Source organism: Pseudomonas artemisiae (genome assembly GCF_057128685.1).
In genome coordinates, this window is record NZ_JBSKHS010000017.1 from 40117 (window position 1) to 64999 (window position 24883).

A 24883-nucleotide genomic window follows, 5' to 3' on the forward strand; every position below is an offset into this window, starting at 1 on the left:
CGCACTACGGCTTCGCTTGCTAAACGGGCCCTCCTGAAATACTGTATATGCAACCAGTTGTGTATTACGGAGGATCTATCATGACCAAGGCACGCAAAGCCGCTCAAACCGTACCCCCTACCTCGTATGATCAACTCGGCGGGCGCCTGCAGAAGGCGATCAATGCGCCAACCGCGCAGCTCTCCAGGTCGGCAATCCTCGAACGGCACCCGACTGATAACTTGGCCGATTGGGAGCGTATCCTGGGCGAGATCTCCGAGAACGATAACGTGACGATTGCGCACCGCGACAATGGGTTCGCGCACGTGTATTGGTCCCTGCCCGCCCAGGATTGAAGCACTGCTACCTTTCTGCTCGTATAGGTGGGTCACCTACCCCTGGGCAGCCGAAGCAGTAGCAGAGCAAGCCGAATTACAATTTATTGTTGTAATTATGCCGCTTAAATTGTAGGTTCTTGCATCCAGTCTCACGCTTGAGCCCTCGACATGAACATTACCGCTTATGGTCTAACGGCCAAACTGAACCACACCCTGTCAATGCGGGAGATCGAATGCCTGCTAGCAGTTGCCGCTGGCCTTACTACAAAGCAGGCAGCCCGGGAGTTGGGCATTGCACCAGGCACGGTGGAAAAACGCCTGCTCGCAGCCACTACCAAACTTGGCGTGACCCGCCGCGCGGCGTTGGTGGTAGAGGCCTTTCGGCAGGGGCTTATTGGCTTTACCTGTGGCGCACAGGCTAACGATGCCCCACGCCAAACTTAGTCAGAGCCTCCTTTGATGAGAGCGAGCGAAAGCTCGCGAAGATACGATACAGGCAACCAATGACGTGCCGTTCGCCAACTTTACTGGCTCCTACAACGATCCCGCTTGTGCGGTAAATGTAGGGCTTCATTTGACAGAGCCTGCGAGGTAGACCTGCCTCCAACCCTCATCTTTCCCCCTCCAAAACCCCCATCCCAGACGCCCTTCCCCCACGAACCCTTATGTTAAGTTTTCGTGAACATTGCTGTCTGCAGGGGAACGCTAAACGGGGTCAGGCCACATACGTCGCACCTGATGTGTTTAACCTGGAATTTGAAAAATGCCCTCTGCTACGTTCCGCAGGCTGATCGACGAACTGTGTCACCTGAGCAAGCTGCCGGATCCCCAGGCGTTGTATGAGCGCACAGCGTTGAATATCGATGGGGTCGATATCAGCCTGGTGGAGCGCGAGGGGCCAGTGGGTGAGGTCATTATTCATTGTGACTTTGGTGCCTTGCCTGGCCGCCGGCGCGATGAAGTGCTGCTACGGCTGCTGGAAATCAACTTCAACCTGTTCGTAGGGTCGGCAAGCCCTAGTTGCACCGTTAATCAGCAGACGGGCCGGGCCACCTTGGCGGCGGTGGCGCCGTTGCAAGGGCTGAGCTCCCTAGGATTACTGGAGTTGCTAGGCCAATTGGCGGACATGGCCAAGGTGTGGCGCGAAGGGTATTTTCTCGATGCCGCGCCAGCGCGCGCAGGGGTTAACCGAGGGCGCGCGCGATGAATTTTTCGCCCCTCAATGCCATACGTACCGCGTTTTATCGCAACGGCCCTTTGCCTGACGTCGAGCGCGCTCAGCCCACAGAGCTACCGCCTGTAGGCACACACCAGGTTAGCCATAGCGCCAACCCACCCTTGAATCCGCAGCAAACACAGCAATTGGCCCAGCGTTTATCGGCCGTGGAACATTATGAACGCGCGCTGCCTGAGCTACGGGAGCTCAGGCAGGCAGCACGCGCACTTGACGCACAAGCCCATCACTTGCCGCCAGTGGATGTTGCCAAGCAGCGCATGGCGTTGGAAGGCGCGTTGCTGCACGCAAACCCAAACTTGGACTTTTCCATGGCCACGGAGCTGCTTGATATGGGCCACGCCCAGGTCAGCCCACCTCGGGTGCCCGTTGCCGATGTATCACAGCTCTGTACCCAGCTCTTAGCATTGGCGACCCAACCAGAGGGGGAAAGGCCGACCCATGAGGCAGTGCGCGCCATGTTGGATAAAGGCCTTACTGATATGGCCAAGCATTTGGAAGGGCATGAAGCGTTTTACCACCAAGCGCTGCAAGGTCCACTGACCGACACCGAGCGCACACGGATCAAAGCCGGGCATCGCGCGCTAGCTGAAATGGCCGACACCTGGAAGGGTACTGTAGCGCTAATGCTTCAAAGCACGCTTACCCTTGTAGAGGAGCGGCTCAAGACCGCCCAGGCCGCATTGAAGCCGCTGCAGGCACAAGCGCCCAAGCATTATGGCGAAGCACAAGAGGAGTTGAGGGCGCAACAGCAGGTGCAGGGGTGGCAATCACTGCAGGCTCACCTCACAAAGATCCTGGATAGCCCCAACCCGGTGGATAAAGCCACGCAGGGGGTACAACTGGACAATCACGTCGCCGCGCTGGATGCCAGGCGTAAAGGTTGGTTCAGCCAGCTCACCACGGCCTCCGCGGAAGGCATCGCTCAAGGCATGGCGTCCTCGGCACTGTTTCTACTGGCGCGAGCCTATGTAGATCCCCGACTGACCGTATTCAGCCTGATCGGCCAGTCCATGGCCAACGGCGCCGCCATGGGCGCGGTGCACGAAACCCTGGACAACTTCGTCAAACCGGCAACCCGAGAAGTGCTGGCAAGTGTGGGGATGCGCGAAGCCGAAGAAGTACCGGTAGACAGCCTGATTCTAGACGCGACACGCGCCACGGTTGTAAACGGCCGCTACCACGAGCGAAGCGATGACGAGCTAGCCGCTGAACAAGCGCTGATAGAGCAAGCTCGCGCAGGCTTTCTCAACAATCAGAAAGACTACAAGACCGGTACGATGAGGGGCGACGCGCTGACCTACCTCAATCAACCCATGGCTCAAATGGTCCGTCAACTGCTGAGCGTCACTACGAACCTTAACACCGGAAGCGTACCTGCCCGCGCAGTCACGTCGTTCGCCGGGGGCGTGGGTATGTCGGCGAGCCAGGCACTGGGCAAACTTAACAAAACCTACCACCATGACGGGCGGCACCTTCCCACCCACGTTCCCAAAGCCACGCCTGACGACAGCCTCGCTCAACGCCTGATCAAGACCGGGCGCAAAGCGGCGCCTACTGTCGACCCTCGACAAGGCGAGGCTCGGGAAAACTATGCGAGCAAAATCTGGAGCGCTGCCGAAGGCATGCTTGGCTACAACGCCGTAGGGCGGGCGATGGGCACACTCGATACCACTACCCGCTCGGGCGCTGCTGGTTCCGTGGTGTTGGCCAACCTTCAAGCCATAGCGCTGTTACTGCCGTTTTACGCTAATAAGCAATCCGGCAGCGAAGCCAAGGCTGATGGCGGCAACCGTGTGACCAGCGCCGTTGCTAACGCGCTAACCCCTGACCGGGACAGCCTTGACCACGGTACTCAACCGGGCACCGTGGCGCGTGGGGCCGAAAACCTCTACAACCGCGTGCGCGGCGCCACTCAGCTAGGCCCACAGATGGCCACCCTGCTGACCGAGGCAGCGGTAGGCACCACCGTACGCTTCGGCCACGCGCTTAGCGCCACGGAAAACCGCCCTACCGCGACCCTTCCAGTCGTTCAACCGGTGGCCATAGCAGCGCCCAATCCGCCTTATCTAAGCCTGGGCAACCATGACGCCACGCTGGATATAGACGCGATCCTGGCAGCGCTGGATGAGCCTCAGCCGGTACCTCCCAGCTACGCCCCCGGCCCTAGCAGGCGCCGCGAATGATGCCCTTTATGCAGACCGTCCCCCCCTAACGGCATACGCCTGCCGTGCCTGGCATCACAGGCGCTTTTTCAATAACTGCATGCCCAGCGCGGGCCTCAAGGTGCGACCAGCGCCTTGTGGGCACCTGCTGCCTACGCATGCACCCTGAACGTTTCGCCAGAGCCTTTCCTATGAATATCTCCAACACGCCCCCTCGCTCTCCCATGCCGATAGATGCGCCGTCAGAGGTTCAACCCCAGGCTGGGGCTGATGCCGCACAAGCCTCACACGCATTGCCAGCCGCTAGAGAGGAACCGCTGCCCTCGGGGGCACGCACACCTCCACGGCCAGGGCTAAGCGTGCAGTCGCGCTTTGGCATTCAGGCTTTGCCAACGGCAGCACAACGCACCAGCGAACAGAACCAAGACAGGCTGACGAACCTACCGCCCGAGATGCGCCATCAGGTCGCGGGTCATGTAATGGAAGGTCCGGATGTGCCGACTAAAATTCAAAACGTGTTAGCGTTGATGGGCACGAACGAGACCCTACGAGCTGCGACCTTTAAAGAAGGCATCACTAACCCTCACTTCCCGCCGGCCTTAAAAGCCCAGGCACGCATGGAACAACTTGTGCAAAAACACGCGGCGAGCGCGGCAGACCTGCCACCGCTGACGACACGCCACCTTCAAGTGTTGATTGGCCTGCTTCAACCCGAAACCCGTGAAAACCTGGTTCAAGAGGCACTTGGCCAACGCGACCCACGCAAACAAAGCGATGCGATTTTGGCACTGGGCGCAGGCATGAAACACCTCTCAGTCGACCACCGCAAAGGGGTCTTCGATGCAGCCATGACCCTCGGTGGCGAATCTGGGCGCAAAGCAATGCAAGGTTTGGCCAGAGGCTTCCCGCATCTTTCGGGCGACCAGCAAGGCGCCCTGTTAGCGCGCGCCGAGCGTTATCATCAATCAGCCGAACTGGACGGTATATTCCCAACCATCGCTTCACACTTCCCCGCGTTGTCGCGCGAGCGCCAAACTCAGCTACATGAGCTTGCCGACCGCTTACGTACCCAGTCACCGGCCGCGCACAACGCTTTATTGGCTGCGCTTAGCAAACATTTGCCATCCATCGGCAGCACGCGTACCGCAGAGGTGTTTGCCGCGCTAGGCAACAACGCGACCGATACTGCCTGTCGAGAGGAGCTTTTTGGCCATTTGGTCCAGCAAGCTGGCCTGCTTACCCAGCGTCAGCAAACGGCGTTGTTGGACCACGCCCTCTCGCTTCCCGTAGCCGGGCCGCACGCTGGAGTGGGGCCGCGCGCCGAGGCCCTTGCTCTGTTAGGCCGACACTACGATGTGTTGCAGCCTAGGGCTCGTAACGCGCTGGTGCGAGCGATCACTGATCCAAACGTCACACCCCCAGGTCAGATCCATCACGCGATCAGTGGCTTGGGCTCACAGTTCGATAAGGTACCTTCTTCAGTGCAGGGGGACTTGACCAGGCTGGCCCAGACCGACCCAACACAGCCTGCACCGATCGGTCATGCGCAGTTGCTGGAAAGCCTGGGCCATTCGTTCGAAGCCCTTGCTGTAAATACCTGCGATACGGTCTTTGAGGAAGCACTGAACTGCCGGGCAAATGACCGGTACCGGGCGTTGGGCGGGGTGGTCAGGGCAGCGCAGTGGCTGAGCATGGACCAACGGGAGGCGTTAGTTCACGCGGTAGAGGGCCTGCAATCAGATGACCATATTGCCCATATTGCTAGTGAGCACCTAAGCGCCTCCGCCCAGTTCTTCACGCCTGAGCAGCGTACCCGCCTCTACACAAAGCTAGGCCAAATAGCGCCAGCGGCACAATTGGCGACGGCTATTGAAATGGCGAGCAACAGGCCCTCGGCGTTATACAAGCAAGGCTAGGTACCTCCACCGCCACTTTAACCAATAGCCTAAACTGGGGGCTTCTGAACGCTAGAAGGCAGCGCGCGATGAGCCATCAAGACAACGCCTATGTCACCACAGTGCAAGGGCTTGAAGCCCTCTACGGGCCGGTGGCAGCGCCGTCCCGGGTGAAGGAGGTCGACTACATTCACCCGGTTTACCGGCCCTTTATAGAGGCAGCGCCCTTTGTGGTGCTAGCGTCTGCTGGCGGAGGTGGGTTGGATGCGTCGCCCCGCGGCGACGGCGCCGGCTTCGTTCATATCGAAGACAGCAAAACCCTGTACCTGCCGGACCGCCGCGGGAACAACCGCATCGACACGCTGCGCAATATTGTGGAAGACCCGCGCGTGGCGCTGTTGTTTCTGGTGCCGGGGGTGGGCGAAACCCTGCGTATCAATGGCGCCGCGCAGATCTGCATTGAGCCGCAGCTTCTGGAGCGCTTTGCGGTAAATGGCCAACGGCCTAAGTCCGTGCTGCGTATCACCGTGAGCAGCCTGTACTTCCAATGCAGCCGCGCGGTGATCCGGGCTGGGTTATGGGACGTTTCCAAACACCTGCCCCGCAGTGCCCTACCCAGCGCCGGGCAGATCCTCAAAGCCCTTTCAAACGCCGAGATCGACGGCGAGGCCTATGACAAGGCCTTGCCCGGGCGCATCGCCGATACCTTGTATTGACCAGGCCGCTACAGCTTGAGCATGGGCAATAATGCCCTTAAGGGCTGCATTCAATGGCAGAATCCCCCCAACTGAATCGTTAAGAGAACACTATGCTTCGCATGCTTGAACGCTGGCTCGACCCCTTTCCGCCCGACGAAGCGCCACCACCGCCGGCGGGCCTGATGCGGTTTCTGTGGGCTTGTACCCGGGGCGCCCGTGGTTATGTACTGGCCATGGCCCTGCTCAGTGCCGGGGTATCGATCTACGAGGCTTGGCTGTTTTCCTTCCTGGGGCAAGTGGTGGACCTGCTGTCCACCTGGCAGGCCACCGGCGGTGTGAACGGGCAGGAAAGCCGTGTGCTATGGGGCATCGGTATCGTGCTGGTCACCAGTATCGCCTTGGTCGCGATGCGCACCATGGCCCAGCACCAGGTACTGGCGATCAATCTGCCGCTAAGGCTGCGTTGGGACTTCCACCGCCTGATGCTGCGGCAAAGCCTTTCGTTCTTCTCCGATGAGTTCTCTGGCCGCGTTACCACCAAGGTGATGCAAACGGCGCTGGCTGTGCGCGAGGTATTGTTTACCCTGATTGAAATCGCTCCAGGGATCGGGGTGTATTTCATCGCGATCATCGCCCTGGCGGGCGGATTTGCCTTGAAGCTCATGCTGCCTTTTATTGCCTGGGTAGTGTTGTTCGGGCTGGCCATGGCCTACTTCGTACCTCGTTTGGGGAAGGTCGGGCAGGAACAGGCCAACGCGCGCTCGTCAATGACTGGGCGTATTTCGGACGCCTACACCAACATCACCACCGTAAAGCTGTTCTCCCACTCCAAGCGTGAGGCGCATTTCGCCCGGGCGGCGATGGAAGACTTCAAACTCACCGGCTTTCGCCAGATGCGTTTGGTCAGCCAGTTCGAAATCGTCAACCAAACCCTGGTGGTGGCACTGATCATGGGCGCTGGCGGCTATGCGCTTTGGCTGTGGCATCAGGGTGAGGTGGGCGCGGGCGCGGTGGCGGCAATCACTGCCATGGCCCTGCGTATCAATGGCATGTCCCACTGGATCATGTGGCAGATGACGTCGCTGTTCGAAAACATCGGCACGGTGCAGGATGGCATGGGCACCTTGACCCGTGGGCCCAAGGTGCAGGACGCGCCGAACGCTGGCGTGCTGGACACCTCCGGCGGCGCGGTGACCTTCGACAACGTAAGCTTTAACTACAATGGCGAACGCCAGGTACTCGATGGCCTGAACCTGCAGATTCGCGCAGGGGAAAAAATCGGCCTGGTGGGCCGCTCGGGGGCTGGCAAGTCCACGTTGATCAACCTGCTGCTGCGGTTCTACGACGTGGACAGCGGCAAGATCCTGATCGACGGCCAGAACATTGCCCAGGTGACCCAGGACAGCCTGCGCAGCGCCATCGGCATGGTCACCCAGGACACCTCCCTGCTGCACCGGTCCATTCGCGACAATATTGCCTATGGCCGGCCCGATGCCACTGACGAGCAAATCCGCGTCGCTGCGGCTAACGCCCAGGCTGATGGTTTCATCAGGCAGTTGAGCGACAAGCAAGGCCATAGTGGCTACGACACCTTAGTGGGCGAGCGCGGCATCAAGCTCTCCGGTGGCCAGCGTCAGCGTGTAGCCATCGCCCGGGTAATGCTCAAGAACGCCCCTATCCTGTTGCTGGACGAAGCCACCAGTGCGCTGGATTCGGAAGTAGAAGTAGCCATTCAGGAAAGCCTGGATGAAATGATGCAAGGCAAGACCGTGATCGCCATCGCACACCGGCTATCGACCATCGCAGCCATGGACCGGCTGATCGTGATGGATAATGGCCGCATTATTGAGCAAGGCACCCACGCTGAATTGCTTGCGAAAAACGGCACCTACGCGCGGCTGTGGCAGCACCAGAGTGGCGGCTTCCTGGGCGAGGACCACGCCGTGGTTGAAGGTATCGAATAACCACCACGCAGCTCCAGAATGAGGCGTAACCCCCGCGCCTGCCCAACCTTCGTGTGCAGTTCAGGGTGTAGGAGTGAGTGATAGCTCGCGAAGGCTGCACCGCAAGGGTGGCTGTCAGGCGTCATACACCCCAGTTTGCTGCGCGACAGCGCGGCGCCTCCAGGCAAAGGCTTATGCAGGGTTGATAAGCGCGGTGAGTTCTTCCGGCTTGCCTTGGGGAAAGGCTTCTTTCAGAAAATCGAGAAAGGCGGCTACCCGGGCGCTGAGTAGCCGCCTTGAGGGGTAAAGCGCCCATAGGGCAATCTCCGGCCCGGCCACATCCCCCCAATGCGCCAGCTTCTCGCTCTGCAAGTCCTGCCCTACCAATGACACAGGCAAGCAACCAATGCCTACACCCGCCCGAACAGCATCACGTACCATGGTCAGCGAAGCCAGGCTGAGGACCGGATTTATGGCCATGGCTGATCTACCGGCGGGCGTGTTTAGCGTCCAAACAAGGCCTTGCTCCATAGCCCCCCGTACTACCGCGGGAACGGCCAAGTGCTCCGGCGGCCGCGCCAGGCCTGGGCTAGCCACCACCACTAACCGGTCGCGCAGGATAATCCGCCCCATCAGGTTTTCGTCACGGTCTGGGTTCACCCGGATCACCACGTCGTAACCTTCCTCGACCATATCCACCGGTCGATCTTCTGTCGTGACCTCGAGCCGCACCTCCGGGTATTTCAGTGCAAAGCCGGCCGCAAGCTTACCCATGGCCGTTTGGGCAAATAAAAGCGGCGCGCTGACCCGCAGTAGACCGCGTGGTCGCTCCCCGCCCGAGGCAATGGCAGAGGTAGCTTCGTCCAACTCCGTCAGCAGCGCCCTGGTGCGCTCAAACAATGCGCGCCCTTCTTCGGTCAGCTTCAATACCCGTGCCCCACGTTCGAACAGCCGTAGGCCAAGGCTGCGCTCCAAATCGGCTACCCGACGAGAGAGGGTTGCCTTTGGCCGGTCAGCGGCACGCGCCGCGCGACCAAAACCGCCGTGCCTGGCAACCAGATTGAAGTCCTCAAGGGCGAGCAAATCCATTAGAGATCCTTATGAAGGTCAAGCATGTCTACAGCACAAAAAGTGCTTTAGAGTGTTCCACTGATGAGACACACTGTCCATTTTTATGGGCTGTCGGCAAAATTCGGAACGGTGGATAGTGAGCTTGTCACTTAAACCCACTGGAGACTCACATGACCATTCTCGTTATCGGCGCTACTGGCAGGGTTGGCAGCCACGTTGTTGAACAATTGCTCAACCGCGGCGCAGCCGTTCGCGTACTAGTGCGTAACCCGGCTAAAGCCAGCTTTCCCGCACAGGTTGAAGTGGTTCAGGGCGACCTGCTCGACATCGACGCGCTGCACCAAGCGTTTGCGGGGGTGTCTGCGTTCTTTCTGCTCAATGCCGTAGCGCCAGATGAGTTTACCCAGGCACTGCTGGCACTCAACATTGCCCGAGAACGAGGCGTGAAGCGAGTGGTTTATTTGTCGGTGCTGCATGCCGACCGCTTCGTGAATGTGCCGCATTTTGCCGTAAAACTGGGTGCCGAGCGGATGATTCAGCACATGGGTTTTAGCGCTACGATCCTTCGTCCTTCTTACTTCATCGACAATGAAGTGATGGTCAAGGATGGCGTGTTGAGTACAGGCATTTACCCGATGCCCATCGGTGGCAAGGGCATCGCCATGGTGGATGTGCGAGACATTGCGGAGGTTGCCGCCATCGAACTGCTTCGTCGGAGCCAGTCGCCCGTCGACTTGGCGAGCGAAACGATCAACCTGGTCGGGCCCGACACCCTTACAGGTTCGAGCGTAGCGGCTATCTGGTCGAATCTGCTAGGCCGCCCGGTGGCTTACGGCGGTGATGACCCCTCTGGCTTCGAACACACCATGGCGACTTTCATGCCGCGGTGGATGGCTTATGAAATGCGCTTGATGGCCGAGCGCTACGTCAGCGATGGCATGGTCCCGGAAGCGGGAGACGTACAGCGCCTGCGCACACTGTTAGGCCGGGAGTTGCACTGCTATCAAGACGCTGTCGTTCAACTTCTGGGTTTGGCGTGAGGTAGCCAGCCGCAAGGCCGGGCGCGAGGGCGCGGTTTCAGCCCTTCTTCAGCTGCGCTTCGACCATGGCGCAGAGCTGGTCGATCGACCAAGGCTTTTGCAGGAAACAAGCATTGTTTGGCAGCTCAGGGCATACGTGGTGACAGTAGCCGCTGGTGACGATGATGGGAATATCTGCATCTACCTGGCGCACGGCACTGACCAAGTCCCAGCCGTTGAGTACACCGGGTGTAATCACATCGGTGAGAATCAGTGCAAGGTCGCTGCTTTCCTGAAAAGCCTTGAGCCCGGCATCGACGGACATCACCGCCTTGACCCTGACGCCGGTGTCTGAGACCACCTCTACCAGCAAGTCACGGAGAACCTCATCGTCTTCGACAATCAAGACAACGGACCGATTGCTGCTGGAAAGGCAATTATAGGTAGTCATAGGTAATAGGACCGCAAAGCTCGAAACGGTATTAACCCCGCCGACCAACTAACTGCTTTGTATCGATTTAAGTCCTTATCCCGATACAACGAGCATATTGATACAAACTGTGTATAGCTTTACGCCATGCGCTGACGGATTTGCTACCTAAAACACAGCATGCCCCGATCCGTAGTAGCCTAGGCCTACGCGCCTCCCATTCGGGCCGAGGTGCTCAGGATTTAAAAGGTATACCCGATGCATGAAGAAACCTTAGACGCCTTGAAGATTCCTAAGAACCTACGCACGCCAATCGAGCGATTGCTCAGGTCCCTCGAAGATGCAGGCAGTGAAGAAGAAATAGCTAAGGAAGCACAGATCCAGCTTGAGTTCGTCCAAGGCCTGGAAAGCGACAAGCGCGTGCCCAAGGCCTCGATTGAAAAGCTGTACATTTTTTTTGACGACGCGGTAGAAGCGCGCAAGCAGGCACTCTAAGCGCCGCCCCTGCTAGCTCGGTTTAGCCTGCGCCTGGGGCAAGTACATGCAAATGCGTGTGCCCTGCTTGGAGCTGGAAACGATCGCAACGTGCCCCTTGGCCTCTGTTACGTAGCCATAGATCATCGACAGGCCCAGGCCCGTACCTTTGCCAGCGGGCTTGGTGGTGAAGAAGGGTTCGAACGCACGGGCCTTTACCTCTTCTGGCATCCCTGTACCTGTGTCCGCTACACAAACTTCAATGTATTCACCTGGCTCGTAACCCTGGGCACCTTGTGAGCGAGCAGTGGAAATTTCAATACTACCGCCGTTGGGCATAGCGTCTCGTGCGTTGATCACAAGGTTAAGCACTGCGTTATCCAGCTGGTTGCTGTCACACAGCATCGGCGGTAGGTCGGGCGCCAGCCGGGTAGTGAAGGTATAGGCATTGCCGATGGTGCGGTGGATCAAGTCTTCAAGCGAGACTATCGACGCATTCACATCAATGGGCCTGAGCAATAGTGGCTGGCGCCGCGCGAAACCTAGCAAACGTTGGGTCAAGGCAGCAGCGCGCTGGCCTGCGTTGGTGGCACCCTCCAAGTACTGCTCGAAGTTATCCAGCTTGCCTTTTTTCAGGCCCCGCCTCATCAGCTCCATTGTCCCCAATATGGCGGTGAGCAAATTGTTGAAGTCATGGGCGATGCCGCCGGTCAGTTGGCCAATGGCATCCATCTTCTGGGTTTGCCGTAGGCGCTCTTGGGTTTCACGTTGGTCGGTCACATCACGGCCGATGGCGTAAACCTCTTGCTCGTAGGCTACGGCCGTCCAGGAGACCAACCGATAACCGCCGGCTTTGTCCTGTACCCGTACTTCGAAGTGGGCCGTGGGTTGGCCGTCGACCAAGTGGGCCAACTCTTCGGCTACCCGATTTCTGTCCTCCGGATGCACCCGTTCGGCAATGGACTTGCCGTCGCCTTTATAGCCTTCCCAGCTGAGCGCGTTTTCGCCTGCCTCGTTAATATTGAGCAAAGTACCGTCAATGCTTAGGACTACCAGGTAGTCGTGGCTCAAGCGCCATAGCCGATCCCGCTGCGTGGTTTTTTCAGCCAACTGCTGTTGCAGGTCATATTGGGCCTTGGCTACCACTTCCCGCGCCCGAACGATCTCGCCAATCGCGGTGGCCGAAAGCAGCCAACTGGTGATGCCCTTCTCGTCTTGCACCGCATGGGCACGGCACAACACCCATTCATAGCCCTTGGTGCAATGCTTGAGCCGAAACTCACCGCGATAGGCACTGCCGCTTTGCATGCAAATATTCCACGCCCGCGTAACGATGGCCTGATCGTCTGGATGAACGAACGCTACCCAGCTTTGCACGCCACTGGCGTCGGCCTCGATGCCGGTAAATTCATGCCATCGCTCATTGAAAAACTCCGGCGTACCTTGGGCGGACGTGGTCCATACCATATGCTCGATAGAATGAGTAATAGCCTTGAACCGCGCCTCGCTGGTGGCCAGTTTCAATTCCGCGCGTTTGCGGTCGGTAATGTCGTAGCACAGCCCCAGGTAGCGAGTGGCGTCCAAGCTGTCCACCGCGATGGGCTCACCTTGACGGGCAATCCAGCGCACTTCACCGGTCTGCGGGAGCACAATGCGGTATTCCAGGTAGCTCAATGCCGTGGCGGCGAGCTCAGTGGTACCTGTTTCGATCAGTGGCTGATCGTCTGGGTGCACCCTTTTCAACAATTCTGTGAGCAAGTACAGCGGCCGCTCAGCCAGGCCCCATATTCGGCAAAATTGCGGAGAAACCCCCACCAGCCCTTCTTCGGGGAAAATTTCGAAACTGCCGATGCCGCCCACTTCTTGGGTAAGGCGTAGCCGCTCGGAGAGCAGGCGTTCCTGAGTTCGGTCGCGTAGGATTTTCGAGTAACCCACCAGCTGGCCGTCTTTGCGCAAGGCCATTAATTCGCCCAGCGCCCAAAAATAGCTACCACCGCGCTTCATATGCCAGCGCTCGTCAAGGGCCCGCCCTTTAGTGGCGGCGATGTGCATCTCGGTAGTGCTTCTGCCTATACGCCGGTCTTCCGGTGTAAAAAACAGGTCCACATGCTGGCCGATGGCCTCAGTGGCGGCCCAGCCCAATACGCGTTCTGCGGTTGGATTCCAGCCCACTATTATGCCTTGTAGGTCGGAAACAACGATTGCGTAATCGCCGCTGTTTTCGAACACCAGCTGATGAAGTTCAGGCGCGGAAAGATCGGCAAGTTTAGAGGCTGAGGGCATAAGGCGCCTGGAGGGTTATCAACGGTCTTACTATCGACCCCGGTTTTGTACAGCCATTCATTTACAAAGTTACGATAACCCACTGTTTGTAAAAATTATTACCGTGCTGAGCTGGGTACTTATACGCAAATGCCCCATCACCATAGGCGACAGGGCATTCGTTTAAGCGCGTGAGGCTTACAGCCCCTCCGGGCCTAATGGCTACCGCGATGTTCGACGCGTTCAAGCTCGCTGATTTCTACCACGCACTTGGCTGCCTCTTCCTCGTTGTAGCGGTATTCGTTGCGCCCATGCTCGTCGGTAATATGGAACACCGGGCCATCATCGCCTCGACGTGCTTCGCTGGGAATGTCCCGGCCTTCCAAACGTTTGATCGAAACAGCCATGGGCGCATTCCTCACAGCAGGTCGGCTGGGACGGTGCCGCCGCTCTGAGCGACTTTCTGCAGCACTGCTTTGTGCAGCCACATGTTCATTTGAGCCGAGTCGCCCATTTTGTCAGCTGGGCAACCCAGTTCGGTCGCCAACTCTTTGCGGTGCTCCAGGCTGCTGTCGATACCCAGCAGTTTGAGCAGGTCCACAACCGAGGTGCGCCAGTTAAGCTTTTCACCGGCATGGGCGCTGGCCATGCCATCGAGCTTGGCACCTACGTCTACGCTGGCGCCGGTAGCCGGTACGCTGGTGCCAGTCACGCTCGGAGCCAGGCCGCCGTTGTTGACCGGCGCCGCGCCGCCTACTGGGGCAGAGGTTGGTGAACCGGTAGGTGCCGCGGTTGGGTTAGCGCTGGTTTGGGTGTCGTCATTGCCGATGCCCAACTTGTGCAGAATGTCTTTGAACAGACTCATTAGTATTTCCTCATGGTACTTAGGGTATTAGGTGGACCCAGGCACTTGGCGGAAAGTTTGATGAGGTTTTGACGGGTTCGACGAACGTAACGCTAAGCGTACACCGTTACTCTGTTTCTGCCGCTGCGCTTGGAGGTATACAGCGCTTGGTCCGCCCGCTCGATCAACTCTTGATAATCAGCGGCTGGGCGATGCAAATCGGCCACCCCCAAGCTGATAGTAAAGCGGATAGCCTGGCCCTCGTGGTTCACCACCATCTCTTCGATGGCCGCACGTAACCGCTCTGCCAGAATATGCCCGCCGTCCTTGTCGGTATCGGGCAGCAACAGTGCGAACTCTTCGCCCCCGTAGCGGCCGCAGATGTCTGAATCCCGCACATGCTCGCGCACTGTGTCTGCCACCCTCTGAATCACCCGGTCGCCCCCAGGGTGACCGTAGTTGTCGTTTACCTGTTTGAAGTGGTCAATATCGAACATGATCAACGTACAAGCGTTGCCATAGCGGCTGTGCCGCGCATATTCGTGTTTAAGCGCTTCTTCCCAGTGGCCCCGATTATAAAGCCCGGTAAGGCGGTCTGTGCTGGAGAGCGTTTGCAGCTTCTGGTTCACGGCCTGGAGTTGGCGGCGGTTGATGGCCACTTCGGTCACGTCGTAAACCACCAGGCAAATATGCTCGACCTTGTTGTTGATCGAGCGCAGCGCAAACAAGGTGGTGTTCTGGTACATAAAGGGTTCGGAGCCGGTGATGGGCCGGTAGGTCTCGAACTTGAGCAAATGCGGGCGCTGCTCCCAGATGGTGAACGAGGGCGAGCCCAGGGTGACCACACTGCTTACCTTATGGCTGAACCAGGCTTTATCTACCTCGGGAAACAGGTTGAAAAAGGACTTTCCCTGGGCATCCCGGGCAGGCACCCCAGAGTGGTTTTCGATAAAGGTGTTCCACACCGTGACGTTGAATTCGCTGTCGAACACGACCACCCCAACGTCGATACTCTGGGTGATGGTCAGCAGCCAATGAAGCTCGGTCAGATCAAAAGAATTATTCATATCAGTTCATCATGTACGCGAGCTTGCCCTTGAGCTTAGTCAGGGAGGTTTCAGTGAACAACAGCAACAGGTCGAAATGAATGTCGTGGCCTTCCAGGCTATAACTGATTTCCACGGCCAGGGTTTGTTTCCAACGATGCCGGTTGAGCTGGATAAGGTCCTCGATGTGCGCATGCTCGCCTAGCACCTGCGGATGGCTGAGGGAGAACATTACGTCGATCTGCTCCCCAATGCCGCTCAGGCACGCACCGATCAACAGCGCCGAAAGGTCCAGCAGCATTTCGGACTGGGTAGCGTCACTGTGTTCTTGGCGCATCAAGCGGGCCATGTCGGCCATGCTGCTGTCATGAAACATCAGCAGGGCCTCACCGGCGATGCCCTCGCCGATATACCCCTGGCAGATGGCCGTCAGTTGGTTGCCCTGCTGGGCATCTGCCAAGGCCATGTGCAACTCCCCTACTTCCAGCACGTTTACGTTGGGAAGCGGCAACTCGACGAACACGTTCAGCACCTTGGCCAGCAAGGCAGCGGCGCCCCCCATGGCCACGTTGATCGTTTCGCGGAAGGCGTCATTGAAGTTGATCGCCATTTGCTCGGCAATGCTGGAGCCAACGCCTTCACCCCTGGCAACCAATCCGCAGGCCCCCAAGGCCTGGCGCAGTTGCCCGGCGTCCGCTGGCTTTTTCAGGAAGGTGATAGCGCCTAAGGCCATCACCCGCCGCACGGCTTCGTCCTGAACATCGCCCGACACCACGATCACCCGGGCCTTGAGTTTTTCTTCACGCAGGGCCGCCAGCACCTGAAAACCGTCCATCTCGGGCATGGTCAGGTCCAGCAGCACAACGTCACCCAGCCCCTTGCGAATAGCCTCAAGGGCCAGCCGGCCGTTTTCCGCTTGAGTCACGGACACCTCAAGGCCCTCGGGAAGGGCGCGCAATAGCTGCTTGCGCGCCATGTTTGAATCGTCACAAATAAGCAGAGGTACAACAGCCATTGAGATGTGTGTCCCGGTGTGAGGCCTATGGAGCGGACTGCGGCACTGTAAACAGAGTAGGTGGCCTAGCGCCAGCGCTTTGGCAGCTGTGTATCAAAAGCGTCACGAAGTGCGGTACAACATTAAGCGCGATGCCGTTTGCCGGTAAACCGGAATCAGCGTCGCTTGGACATACGGACGAGCAGTTGTATGATGTCCGGCAACACCCGTCGAAGCTCTTTGCATTCGAATGTCCTCTCGCTTTGGCACCCCCGCTTACCGTTAACCGAACAAGGAGACAACAATGCCTGACGTTCTCGGACACAACTTTATCAATGGTGCCCGTAGCGCCCTTGGCGAGCCTAGCCTTAAAAGCATAGACGCCAGCAGCGGTGAAGCCCTGCCTTATACCCTCTATCAAGCCACCGACGCAGAAGTGGACGCCGCCGCCAAGGCTGCTGAAGCCGCATATATCGAATTCCGTCAGTTAAGCCCTGCACGGCGTGCCGAGTTCCTGGAGGCCGTGGCCGATGAACTTGACGCCCTGGGCGATGAGTTCGTGGCGATCGTTTGCCGCGAAACCGCCCTGCCCGCCGCCCGCATTCAAGGCGAGCGTGGCCGTACCAGTGGCCAGATGCGCCTGTTCGCTAAGGTGCTGCGCCGTGGAGACTACCTCGGTGCCCGTATCGACCTGCCGTTGCCTGACCGCAAGCCGCTGCCGCGCCTGGACCTGCGCCAGTACCGCATCGGTGTAGGCCCCGTGGCCGTGTTTGGCGCCAGCAACTTCCCGTTGGCGTTCTCCACCGCCGGTGGCGATACCGCTTCGGCCTTTGCCGCGGGTTGCCCGGTGGTGGTGAAAGCTCACAGCGGCCACATGGCTACCGCAGACTTAGTGGGCACCGCCATCACCCGCGCCGCCGAGCGTACCGGCATGCCCAAGGGCGTGTTCAATATGATCTTCGGTAGCCGCGTAGGCGAAGCCTTGGTCAAGCACCCGGCCATCCAGGCGGTTGGCTTCACCGGCTCCCTGGGGGGGGGCACGGCCCTGTGCAAGATCGCCGCCGAGCGCCCGCAGCCCATTCCGGTGTTCGCTGAAATGTCCAGCATCAACCCAGTGATCCTGCTGCCTGAAGCCCTCAAGGCCCGTGGTGCTACGGTCGCTAAAGAGCTGGCAGGTTCGGTATGCATGGGCGCAGGCCAGTTCTGTACCAACCCAGGCCTGGTGATCGGTGTGAAGTCGGCTGAATTCAGCCAGTTCCTCGACGCGTTGAAAACCGAGATCGGTGGCCAGGGCGCGCAAACCATGCTCAACGCTGGCGGCCTGCGCAGCTACAGCCAAGGCGTGCAGCACCTGCATGACCACCCAGCCATCACGCACCTGGCGGGCAACGCCCAGGAAGGCAACCAGGCGCAGGCCCAATTGTTCAAGGCGGACGTGTCGCTGTTGCTGACTGGCGATGCCTTGTTGCAGGAAGAAGTGTTCGGCCCTACTACCGTAGTGGTCGAGGTGGCTGACGATGCCGAACTCAAGCAAGCGTTGCTGGGCCTGCGTGGCCAGCTGACCGCCACGCTGATCGGCGAGGTTGCCGACCTGACCGCTTACCAGTGGCTAGTACCGATCCTTGAGCACAAGGTGGGCCGTATTCTGGTCAATGGTTACCCCACTGGCGTGGAAGTGTGCGAAGCCATGGTGCATGGTGGCCCCTTCCCGGCGACGTCCGACGCACGCGGTACCTCCGTGGGCACTCTGGCGATCGACCGCTACCTGCGCCCGATCTGCTTCCAGAACTACCCGGACGCGCTGCTGCCCGAAGCGCTGCAAAACGCTAACCCGCTGGGCCTCAAGCGCTTGGTGAACGGCGAATGGAGCGATCAGCCGATCGTTTGATGGGTAAGGTGGGCTGCTACGACGGTACCTATCGCCTGTAGCAGCTGGGCTTGCCAGCGACCGGTCATGCCACCGTGTTGAACGCGGTCGCGGCCAAGGCCGGCTGCTACGGTAGGGCCTGTATGTTCCCGTAGCAGCCGAGCTTGCTCGCGACCAGTTCAACACGATGCCGATGCGGTCGCGGCAACGCGGTTGGCGCCAAGGCCTGCTGCCACGAGATGGATGGCTCCACTTGCGAGGTAAGGGCCAGGCACCTCTCTACAAGCCTGGCCTGCCTTCCCTTTTACTTCACCACCCGCCCCTCTCCCCGCCCACGCGGGTCGGACGCCGTTTCCACGTGGCCGTCACGCACCTGAATGGCCTGTACGTTGCCCATCAGCCAGCCTTGGTCCTCAAGGGTATAGCCCATGGCTTTGAGCTCGTCTGCCACTTTGCCCTGTAACGGCGCCATGGCGTCGTAATAGATCGTGTCCTTGGGCAGCAACTGGTGGTGCACCCGCTGCACGGTCACAGCCTCGATCAGGGAGAGGTGGTAGTCATACAGGTTGTTCAACACTTGGAACACCGTGGTGAAAATGCGCGAGCCACCGGGCGTGCCCACGACCAGGCTGACCTGCCCGTCACGGGTGACAATGGTAGGGCTCATGGACGAAAGCATGCGCTTGCCGGGTGCGATGGCGTTAGCGTCGCTACCCACTACACCAAAGCCGTTGGCCACGCCGGGTTTGGCACTGAAGTCGTCCATCTCATCGTTGAGCAAGAAGCCTGCGCCCTTCACCACCACGCCACTGCCGTAGTCGAAGTTCAGGGTGTAGGTATTGCTCACCGCATTGCCGTCTTTGTCGATCACCGAGAAGTGCGTGGTCTGGTGGGTTTCCAGGCCTGGCCGTACCTGTTCGGTGGGCGAGATGGCAGTGGGGTTGATCTGTACCGCGCGGGCGTCCAGGTAGGCAGGGGCAGTCAACTTGCCAACCGGCACCTTGGTGAAGTCGGGGTCGCCCAGGTAGTCCGCCCGGTCGGCGAACACTCGCTTTTCGATTTCCGCCAACAAGTGGATGTAGCGCGCGGAGTTCAGTGGAACGTCACTGAAGTCCGTAGCGCGGCGCTCTTTGATACCCAGCAATTGAGCCAACGCCACGCCGCCCGAGCTAGGCAGCGGGGCGGTATAGAGGGTATTGCCGCGCCAGTCGATCTTCAGCGGCTCACGCCAGTGGGCCTTGTAGCCAGCCAGGTCCTGGGCAGTGATCAAACCTTGATCGTGCTTCATTTGCGCTACCAGCAACTGGGCAGTTTTGCCTTGGTAGAATTCGCTTACGCCCTTGTCGGCAATGCGCTCAAGGGTTTGCGCCAGCTCCGGCTGGGTGAGTTTTTCGCCCACTTTCATGGCGCCAAAGTAATCCGCGAAGTTAGTGCTGCTGGCGAACAATTTCAGAGCTTCTTCCCGGTACTGATACTGCTTGTCTGCAACCACAAAGCCGCGCTTGGCATAGCCGATGGCAGGAGTGAGCAACTCGGCCCAGGGTAGCTTGCCGAAGCGCTTATGAGCCTCCCACAGGCCCATGACCGTACCGGGTACCCCCGCAGCCTTTGCCCCCACCAGACTCAGGTTTTCCACCACTTGGCCGTTTTTATCCAGGTACATGTCACGGGTGGCGGCCTTGGGCGCGGTTTCGCGGTAGTCCAGGAAATACGGTTTGCCATGGACGAACAAGGTCATGAAGCCACCCCCGCCCAGGTTGCCTGCCTCCGGGTAGGTCACTGCCAAGGTGAAGGCGGTTGCTACGGCGGCATCCACCGCGTTGCCACCGCGTTTCAAGATGGCCTCGGCCACTTCCGCCCCGTAACGGTCAGGGGAGGCGATGGCGCCAGCAGGCAGGGCGCTGGCCCAGCTTCCCGTGGCCGCTACCAGTACGGCGGTGCTGATCAGGGTTTTGCACAGTACAAGACGCATGGGTTGTCCTTGTTGTGGGGTTGCGTTTCCCATTAAGGCTCATAAAGCGCCACTGGGCAAAAAACTGTTACCTCACGGTTAGGCGTAGACCTTGAGCTTGTCCTGGATGAAGTCCAGAAAGCACTGGATGCGTGATGCCAGTTGGGTGTTGCGGTAATACACGGCGTGGATGGGCTGTAAATGGCCGCTGTTGAAATCGCCCAGCACCACGTGCAAGCGGCCCTCGCGCAAGTCGTGATGGGTCATAAAGTGGGACAGGCACACAATGCCCTCCCCGGCCAGGGCCAACTCGCGCAGGGTGTCGCCACTGGAGGCTGCCAGCACCGGGGTGATCGGCCAGCGGTCGCCGCCTTCATGGCGCAACGGCCATTGATTCAGCCCTTCATTGCGGGTAAAGCCCAGCAGGCTGTGGGCATATAGGTCCTCCACCCGCTGGGGCGTGCCATGGCGCTGTAGATACGCCGGGCTGGCCAATAGATTGCGTGGGCAACCCCCCAGGTAGCGGGCATGCAGGGTGGAGTCCGCCAGCGCACCGATGCGAATGGCCACATCGGTGCTTTCTTCCAACAGGTCGATCACCAGATCGTTAGTGTTCAATTCCAGCAAGATGTCTGGGTAGCGCGCCCTGAACTCCGCCACATGGGGAACGATGGCGTGCAACATAAAGGGCGAGGCGGCGTTGATGCGTAGTCGCCCGGCGGGGGCTTGCTGGCGTAAGGCAAGGTGCTCCTCCAGCGCATCCATATCTTGCAAGATAGCCTTGGCCCGCTCGAAGAAGTATTTGCCTTCCTCTGTCAGGCCCATGCGCCGGGTTGTACGGTTGATCAACGTAGTGCCCAGCTTGGCCTCAAGCCGAGCCAGGGCGCGGCTTACCGCCGACGGTGACTGGCCGGCCAACTCCGCGGCCGAGGAGAAGGAACCGGCTTCAATCACCGTGATAAACAATTGCAGTTCGTCTGATCGGGCTTTCACGTTAGGGGCCTGTAAAACGTTAACGCCCTTTTAACACAGCCTCCAGGTGCTGTTGATAACGTGCTACGTCCGCCTCGATGTTGGGCTGCTTCATCACGTCCACCGCCAGGAAGGTTGGTAGGGCCTGCATCCCTAAAAACTCATGAGCTTTATGGAAAGGGAAATACACCGCGTCCACGCCCTTGCCTTCGAAGAAATCTTGCGGGTCATCGAAAGCCTGCCGAGGCGCATTCCAGGTGGCGGAAACCATGTAGTGCTTGCCCTGCAACAGGCCACCGCTGCCATACCGCTGAGATGCATCGGAGCGGGTACGGCCATCGTTGGCGTAGAGGCTGCCATGGCCCTGGGTAAATACCTCGTCAATGTAACGCTTCACCGTCCAGGGCGCGCCCATCCACCAACCGGGCATTTGGTAAATCACCACATCGGCCCACAGGTATTTTTCCACTTCTTTAGCGATGTCGTAGCCGCCGTCGATAAAGGTGTCTTGCACCTCATGACCGGCGTGATCCAGCCAAGCCAAAGCTGCATCGTGGAGGGTTTCGTTATAACGGCCAGCGGAGTGGGCGAACTGCTTGCCGCCATTGAGCAGGAGGATTTTCATAGGTAGGCCTTATCCAATAGCGAATGGGGCGTAGCCTAACCAGTGAAGGCACCAGGAAACACCCTTCTGCGCGCAATTGGCTTGTTCTCTGAACGCAAAAATCAACCGAGCATTATTGCGCTAGGATAGGCGCCATACTCAATGAGGCCTATGACTATGAGCGAACCTTACGGTTTTATTCTTAAAGCCAAAACCCGCCCCGAGCAGGCCGAGGCTTTCAAGGCACTATTCTTGGGCTATGTGGCTGCCAGCCGTGAAGAGCCGGGATGTGTGGAATATCACATGCTGCAGGACGAACAAGACCCTAGCCTGTTTATGTTCTTTGAGGTTTGGGAAAGCAAAGCGGCCCTGGACGTGCACTCAGCCCTGCCCCATATGCAGGCCTTCTTCGAGACCCGCATGACGTATTTGGAAAAAGACTTCGAAGTTCAGCGGGTGCGTATGCTGAGCCCGGCCGTGCCACGCTTGTAGCGAGCAAAGCTTGCGAATAGACAATTCGCCAGCTTCGCTGGGCTCCTACACCGAGGACCTGTGTGCGCGTGCTTACCTGTGCTCCTTACTCACATACCCCTTCACGATGGCGGAGAAGTCCAGCCCGCCGTCGCCGCGTAGGGCCATGGCCTGGTACAGCTGCTGGGCCAAGCCTCCCATCACAACCGGCTGGTTGGCTTGCTTCGCTGCTTCTGTCGCCAAGCCCAAGTCTTTGAGCATCAAGCTGGCGCCAAAGCCCCCGCTGTACGCTCGGCCCGCCGGGGCGGTAGGCACAATGCCAGGCCAGGGGTTATAGGTTTCAGCGCTCCAGCAGCGCCCCGTGGAGCTGTTGATTACCCCCGCCAGCACTGTCGTGTCGATCCCAAGGGCATTGCCCAAAGCCATGGCCTCGGCCACCCCGATCATGGAAATGCCAAGCAGCATGTTGTTGCAGATTTTCGCCACTTGCCCAGTGCCCACCTCCCCACAGTGAACGATGTTCTTGCCCATTTGCGTCAGCACCGGCTGCAAGGCGGCGAACAGCGCCTGGCTGGCACCGACCATAAAGGTCAAGGTCCCCGCCTGGGCCCCACCAGTACCACCAGACACTGGCGCATCGGCGAAATCCACTCCTTGCTGAGCGGCGGCGGCGTGAAGGGCCCGGGCAGTTTGTGGGTCGATGGTACTGCAATCCATCACAGGCGTCCCGGCCCGGATGCCCGCCAGCACGCCCTGTTCGCCTTGGAACACGGCCCGTACGTGAGTAGCGGCCGGCAGCATGGTGATAACCAGTTCTGCCTGTTCCGCCGCCTCTCGCGGCGAGGCTGCCACGTGCGCGCCCAAACCACTGAGTTCAGCCAGCACGCTTTGGTTAAGGTCCACCAGCAACAAGCGGTGCCCGGCCTTGATCAAGTTGCGGGCCATGGGCGCGCCCATATTGCCCAAGCCTATGAATGCGATGTTCATGCTCGGCCCCTCAGCGCAGGTGAATGGTGGTGTTAACGCCGGTGTTCACGCTGGCGTCATCGAACCATCGGGCGGTCACGGTTTTGGTTTGGGTGTAGAACTGCACTACCTGCTTGCCATAGGGGCCAAGGTCCCCCAGCTTGGACCCCCGTGAACCGGTAAAGCTGAAGAAGGGCACGGGCACCGGAATGGGGATATTGATGCCAACCTGGCCTACGTCAACTTCACTCTGGAACTTGCGCGCCGCCGCGCCGCTTTGGGTAAACAGCCCGGTGCCGTTCCCGAAGGGGTTACGGTTCACCAAGGCAATGGCCTCATCCAGGGTGTCCACCTCTAGCACCACCAGCACCGGGCCGAAAATCTCCTCGGTGTAAATGCGCATGTCCGTGGTCACGCCGGTGAACAAGGTGGGGCCAACGAAGTTGCCCTGCTCGAAGCCCGCCACCTGCACGCCACGGCCGTCCAGCTCCAGCTTCGCGCCTTGCTGCACGCCACTCTCGATCAATTCCTCCACGCGCGCCTTGGCACGTGGTGAAATCAATGGGCCCACATCCGTGCCTGTTTCGCTACCGGCGTTTACTTTCAGTTGTTGGGCCAAGGCCTTGAGGTCGGGTATCCATTCGCGGCTGCTGCCCACCATTACTGCCACCGACGTGGCCATGCAGCGCTGGCCCGCGGCACCGAAAGCTGCCCCCACCAAGGCGTTCAAGGTTTGCTCACGGTTGGCATCTGGCAGCACCACCGCATGGTTCTTCGCCCCCATCATGGCTTGCACACGCTTGCCGTGCTTGCCGGCCAGGTCGTACACATGGGTGCCTACAGCGGTGGAGCCCACGAAAGATACCGCCTTGATGGTGGGATGCGTGCACAGCGCGTCGACCACCGCCTTGCCACCCTGCACCACGTTAAGTACCCCTGGCGGCACACCGGCTTCGAGGGCCAGCTTCACCAGCTCCAGGGTAGAAAGTGGGTCCTGCTCAGATGGCTTAAGCACGAAGGTATTGCCGCACACGATGGCCATGGGGAACATCCATAGCGGGATCATCGCTGGGAAGTTAAATGGCGTAATACCCGCGCACACGCCGATGGGTTGGCGCAGGGTGTAGGTGTCTACCCCGCCTGCTACATTCTCGGCGAATTCACCCATCTGTAGGCTGCCAACCGAACAGGCATGTTCCACCACCTCTAGGCCCCGGAAGATATCGCCTTGCGCGTCAGCCAAGGTTTTGCCCTGCTCCGCGCTCAGTACTGCGGCAATGCGCTTACTGTGCTCGCGAATGAGCGCTTGCAGCTTGAGCATGATGCGCATGCGGGCGCCAATGGGCACGGCCCGCCAGGACACATAAGCCGCCTCGGCGGCGGCAATGGCGGCGTTCACCTCGCCTGGCGTAGCGAAAGGCACGCGGGCAAGCACCTGCTGGGACGCCGGGTTGACTACGTTCTGCCATTGGCTGGTTCGGGAGTCGACCCACTGGCCGCCGATCAGCAGCTTGGCCGATTCAACCTCAGTGGTGTTCGAGGGGAGTGACGCATTCATGTAAGCCTCCGCGTGATTGTTGTTATTCGCAGGTGGGGTAGTGAAACCTGGCATGTGCAGCCTGGTTGCAGTATAGGTATGCAAACTTCCAATAAAAACGCA

The 24883-nt window shown here is 59.3% G+C and carries 23 protein-coding genes; 11 read left to right on the forward strand and 12 right to left on the reverse strand.

Annotation, left to right across the window (positions count from 1 at the left end; translation table 11 throughout):
- Positions 1 to 80 precede the first annotated feature (80 nt).
- From ACWKV4_RS17580 to ACWKV4_RS17610, 7 genes are all read left to right on the forward strand, one after another.
- A complete protein-coding gene (locus tag ACWKV4_RS17580; protein WP_483833387.1) occupies positions 81 to 335 on the forward strand; it encodes a DUF1654 domain-containing protein in 255 nt (84 codons plus the stop codon).
- Positions 336 to 485: 150 nt separating this feature from the next.
- Entirely contained in the window at positions 486 to 761 is a 276-nt protein-coding gene (locus ACWKV4_RS17585; protein ID WP_483833388.1) for a response regulator transcription factor, read from the forward strand.
- Between the two features lie 319 nt (positions 762 to 1080).
- The gene (locus ACWKV4_RS17590) at positions 1081 to 1524 is read left to right on the forward strand and encodes a CesT family type III secretion system chaperone (protein ID WP_483833389.1); all 444 of its coding nucleotides are present in this window, start codon (positions 1081 to 1083) and stop codon (positions 1522 to 1524) included.
- On the forward strand, positions 1521 to 3737 hold the full coding sequence (locus ACWKV4_RS17595) for a type III effector HopM1 (protein ID WP_483833390.1): 2217 nt from the start codon (positions 1521 to 1523) through the stop codon (positions 3735 to 3737). Before ACWKV4_RS17590 ends, ACWKV4_RS17595 begins: the two co-directional genes overlap by 4 nt.
- Before the next feature lie 473 nt (positions 3738 to 4210).
- Positions 4211 to 5632 (forward strand): hypothetical protein, encoded by a 1422-nt coding sequence (locus ACWKV4_RS17600; RefSeq protein WP_483833391.1) that lies wholly within the window; start codon positions 4211 to 4213, stop codon positions 5630 to 5632.
- A gap of 68 nt (positions 5633 to 5700) precedes the next feature.
- Positions 5701 to 6327 (forward strand): pyridoxamine 5'-phosphate oxidase family protein, encoded by a 627-nt coding sequence (locus ACWKV4_RS17605; RefSeq protein WP_483833392.1) that lies wholly within the window; start codon positions 5701 to 5703, stop codon positions 6325 to 6327.
- A 92-nt stretch (positions 6328 to 6419) separates the two neighbouring features.
- On the forward strand, positions 6420 to 8273 hold the full coding sequence (locus ACWKV4_RS17610; protein WP_483833393.1) for an ABC transporter ATP-binding protein: 1854 nt from the start codon (positions 6420 to 6422) through the stop codon (positions 8271 to 8273).
- A 171-nt stretch (positions 8274 to 8444) separates the two neighbouring features.
- Here the strand turns inward: ACWKV4_RS17610 and ACWKV4_RS17615 are convergent, their stop codons facing one another.
- The gene (locus ACWKV4_RS17615) at positions 8445 to 9341 is read right to left on the reverse strand and encodes a LysR family transcriptional regulator (RefSeq protein WP_483833394.1); all 897 of its coding nucleotides are present in this window, start codon (positions 9339 to 9341) and stop codon (positions 8445 to 8447) included.
- A gap of 152 nt (positions 9342 to 9493) precedes the next feature.
- Here ACWKV4_RS17615 and ACWKV4_RS17620 point away from each other — a divergent pair, with 152 nt between their 5' ends.
- On the forward strand, positions 9494 to 10363 hold the full coding sequence (locus ACWKV4_RS17620; protein ID WP_483833395.1) for an SDR family oxidoreductase: 870 nt from the start codon (positions 9494 to 9496) through the stop codon (positions 10361 to 10363).
- Positions 10364 to 10400: 37 nt separating this feature from the next.
- Here ACWKV4_RS17620 and ACWKV4_RS17625 read toward each other — a convergent pair whose 3' ends face one another.
- Positions 10401 to 10793 carry a response regulator gene (locus ACWKV4_RS17625; protein ID WP_483833396.1) on the reverse strand — a complete coding sequence of 131 codons (393 nt, stop codon included), beginning with the start codon at positions 10791 to 10793 and terminating at the stop codon, positions 10401 to 10403.
- Positions 10794 to 11030: 237 nt separating this feature from the next.
- Here ACWKV4_RS17625 and ACWKV4_RS17630 point away from each other — a divergent pair, with 237 nt between their 5' ends.
- Entirely contained in the window at positions 11031 to 11267 is a 237-nt protein-coding gene (locus ACWKV4_RS17630; RefSeq protein WP_483833397.1) for a hypothetical protein, read from the forward strand.
- 12 nt (positions 11268 to 11279) lie between these two features.
- Here the strand turns inward: ACWKV4_RS17630 and ACWKV4_RS17635 are convergent, their stop codons facing one another.
- The 5 genes from ACWKV4_RS17635 to ACWKV4_RS17655 all read right to left on the reverse strand — a co-directional run bounded on the left by ACWKV4_RS17635 (position 11280) and on the right by ACWKV4_RS17655 (position 16413).
- On the reverse strand, positions 11280 to 13529 hold the full coding sequence (locus tag ACWKV4_RS17635; protein WP_483833398.1) for a PAS domain-containing sensor histidine kinase: 2250 nt from the start codon (positions 13527 to 13529) through the stop codon (positions 11280 to 11282).
- 194 nt (positions 13530 to 13723) lie between these two features.
- Positions 13724 to 13915 (reverse strand): hypothetical protein, encoded by a 192-nt coding sequence (locus ACWKV4_RS17640; RefSeq protein ID WP_483833399.1) that lies wholly within the window; start codon positions 13913 to 13915, stop codon positions 13724 to 13726.
- An 11-nt stretch (positions 13916 to 13926) separates the two neighbouring features.
- Positions 13927 to 14373, reverse strand: coding sequence for a DUF3597 domain-containing protein (locus tag ACWKV4_RS17645; protein ID WP_483833400.1), 447 nt, complete (start codon positions 14371 to 14373; stop codon positions 13927 to 13929).
- A 92-nt stretch (positions 14374 to 14465) separates the two neighbouring features.
- Positions 14466 to 15419 carry a sensor domain-containing diguanylate cyclase gene (locus ACWKV4_RS17650; RefSeq protein WP_483833401.1) on the reverse strand — a complete coding sequence of 318 codons (954 nt, stop codon included), beginning with the start codon at positions 15417 to 15419 and terminating at the stop codon, positions 14466 to 14468.
- A gap of 1 nt (position 15420) precedes the next feature.
- Positions 15421 to 16413, reverse strand: a complete 993-nt coding sequence (locus ACWKV4_RS17655; protein WP_483833402.1) for a response regulator — start codon at positions 16411 to 16413, stop codon at positions 15421 to 15423.
- Between the two features lie 283 nt (positions 16414 to 16696).
- On the opposite strand from ACWKV4_RS17655, the gene ACWKV4_RS17660 reads away from it, so the two are divergent.
- Positions 16697 to 18280 carry an aldehyde dehydrogenase (NADP(+)) gene (locus ACWKV4_RS17660; protein WP_483833403.1) on the forward strand — a complete coding sequence of 528 codons (1584 nt, stop codon included), beginning with the start codon at positions 16697 to 16699 and terminating at the stop codon, positions 18278 to 18280.
- 283 nt (positions 18281 to 18563) lie between these two features.
- On the opposite strand, the gene ggt is transcribed toward ACWKV4_RS17660, so the two are convergent.
- The 3 genes from ggt to mdaB all read right to left on the reverse strand — a co-directional run bounded on the left by ggt (position 18564) and on the right by mdaB (position 21807).
- Positions 18564 to 20231, reverse strand: coding sequence for a gamma-glutamyltransferase (gene ggt / locus ACWKV4_RS17665; RefSeq protein WP_483833404.1), 1668 nt, complete (start codon positions 20229 to 20231; stop codon positions 18564 to 18566).
- Positions 20232 to 20309: 78 nt separating this feature from the next.
- Positions 20310 to 21203, reverse strand: coding sequence for a LysR substrate-binding domain-containing protein (locus ACWKV4_RS17670; RefSeq protein ID WP_483833405.1), 894 nt, complete (start codon positions 21201 to 21203; stop codon positions 20310 to 20312).
- Between the two features lie 19 nt (positions 21204 to 21222).
- Positions 21223 to 21807: an NADPH:quinone oxidoreductase MdaB gene (mdaB, locus tag ACWKV4_RS17675; RefSeq protein WP_483833406.1), complete on the reverse strand. Its 585-nt coding sequence runs from the start codon at positions 21805 to 21807 to the stop codon at positions 21223 to 21225.
- A 156-nt stretch (positions 21808 to 21963) separates the two neighbouring features.
- Here mdaB and ACWKV4_RS17680 point away from each other — a divergent pair, with 156 nt between their 5' ends.
- On the forward strand, positions 21964 to 22278 hold the full coding sequence (locus ACWKV4_RS17680; protein ID WP_483833407.1) for a putative quinol monooxygenase: 315 nt from the start codon (positions 21964 to 21966) through the stop codon (positions 22276 to 22278).
- Positions 22279 to 22350: 72 nt separating this feature from the next.
- Here ACWKV4_RS17680 and mmsB read toward each other — a convergent pair whose 3' ends face one another.
- Positions 22351 to 23244: a 3-hydroxyisobutyrate dehydrogenase gene (gene mmsB / locus ACWKV4_RS17685; protein ID WP_483833408.1), complete on the reverse strand. Its 894-nt coding sequence runs from the start codon at positions 23242 to 23244 to the stop codon at positions 22351 to 22353.
- A 10-nt stretch (positions 23245 to 23254) separates the two neighbouring features.
- On the reverse strand, positions 23255 to 24781 hold the full coding sequence (mmsA, locus tag ACWKV4_RS17690; protein WP_483833409.1) for a CoA-acylating methylmalonate-semialdehyde dehydrogenase: 1527 nt from the start codon (positions 24779 to 24781) through the stop codon (positions 23255 to 23257).
- Between the last annotated feature and the right edge of the window lie 102 nt (positions 24782 to 24883).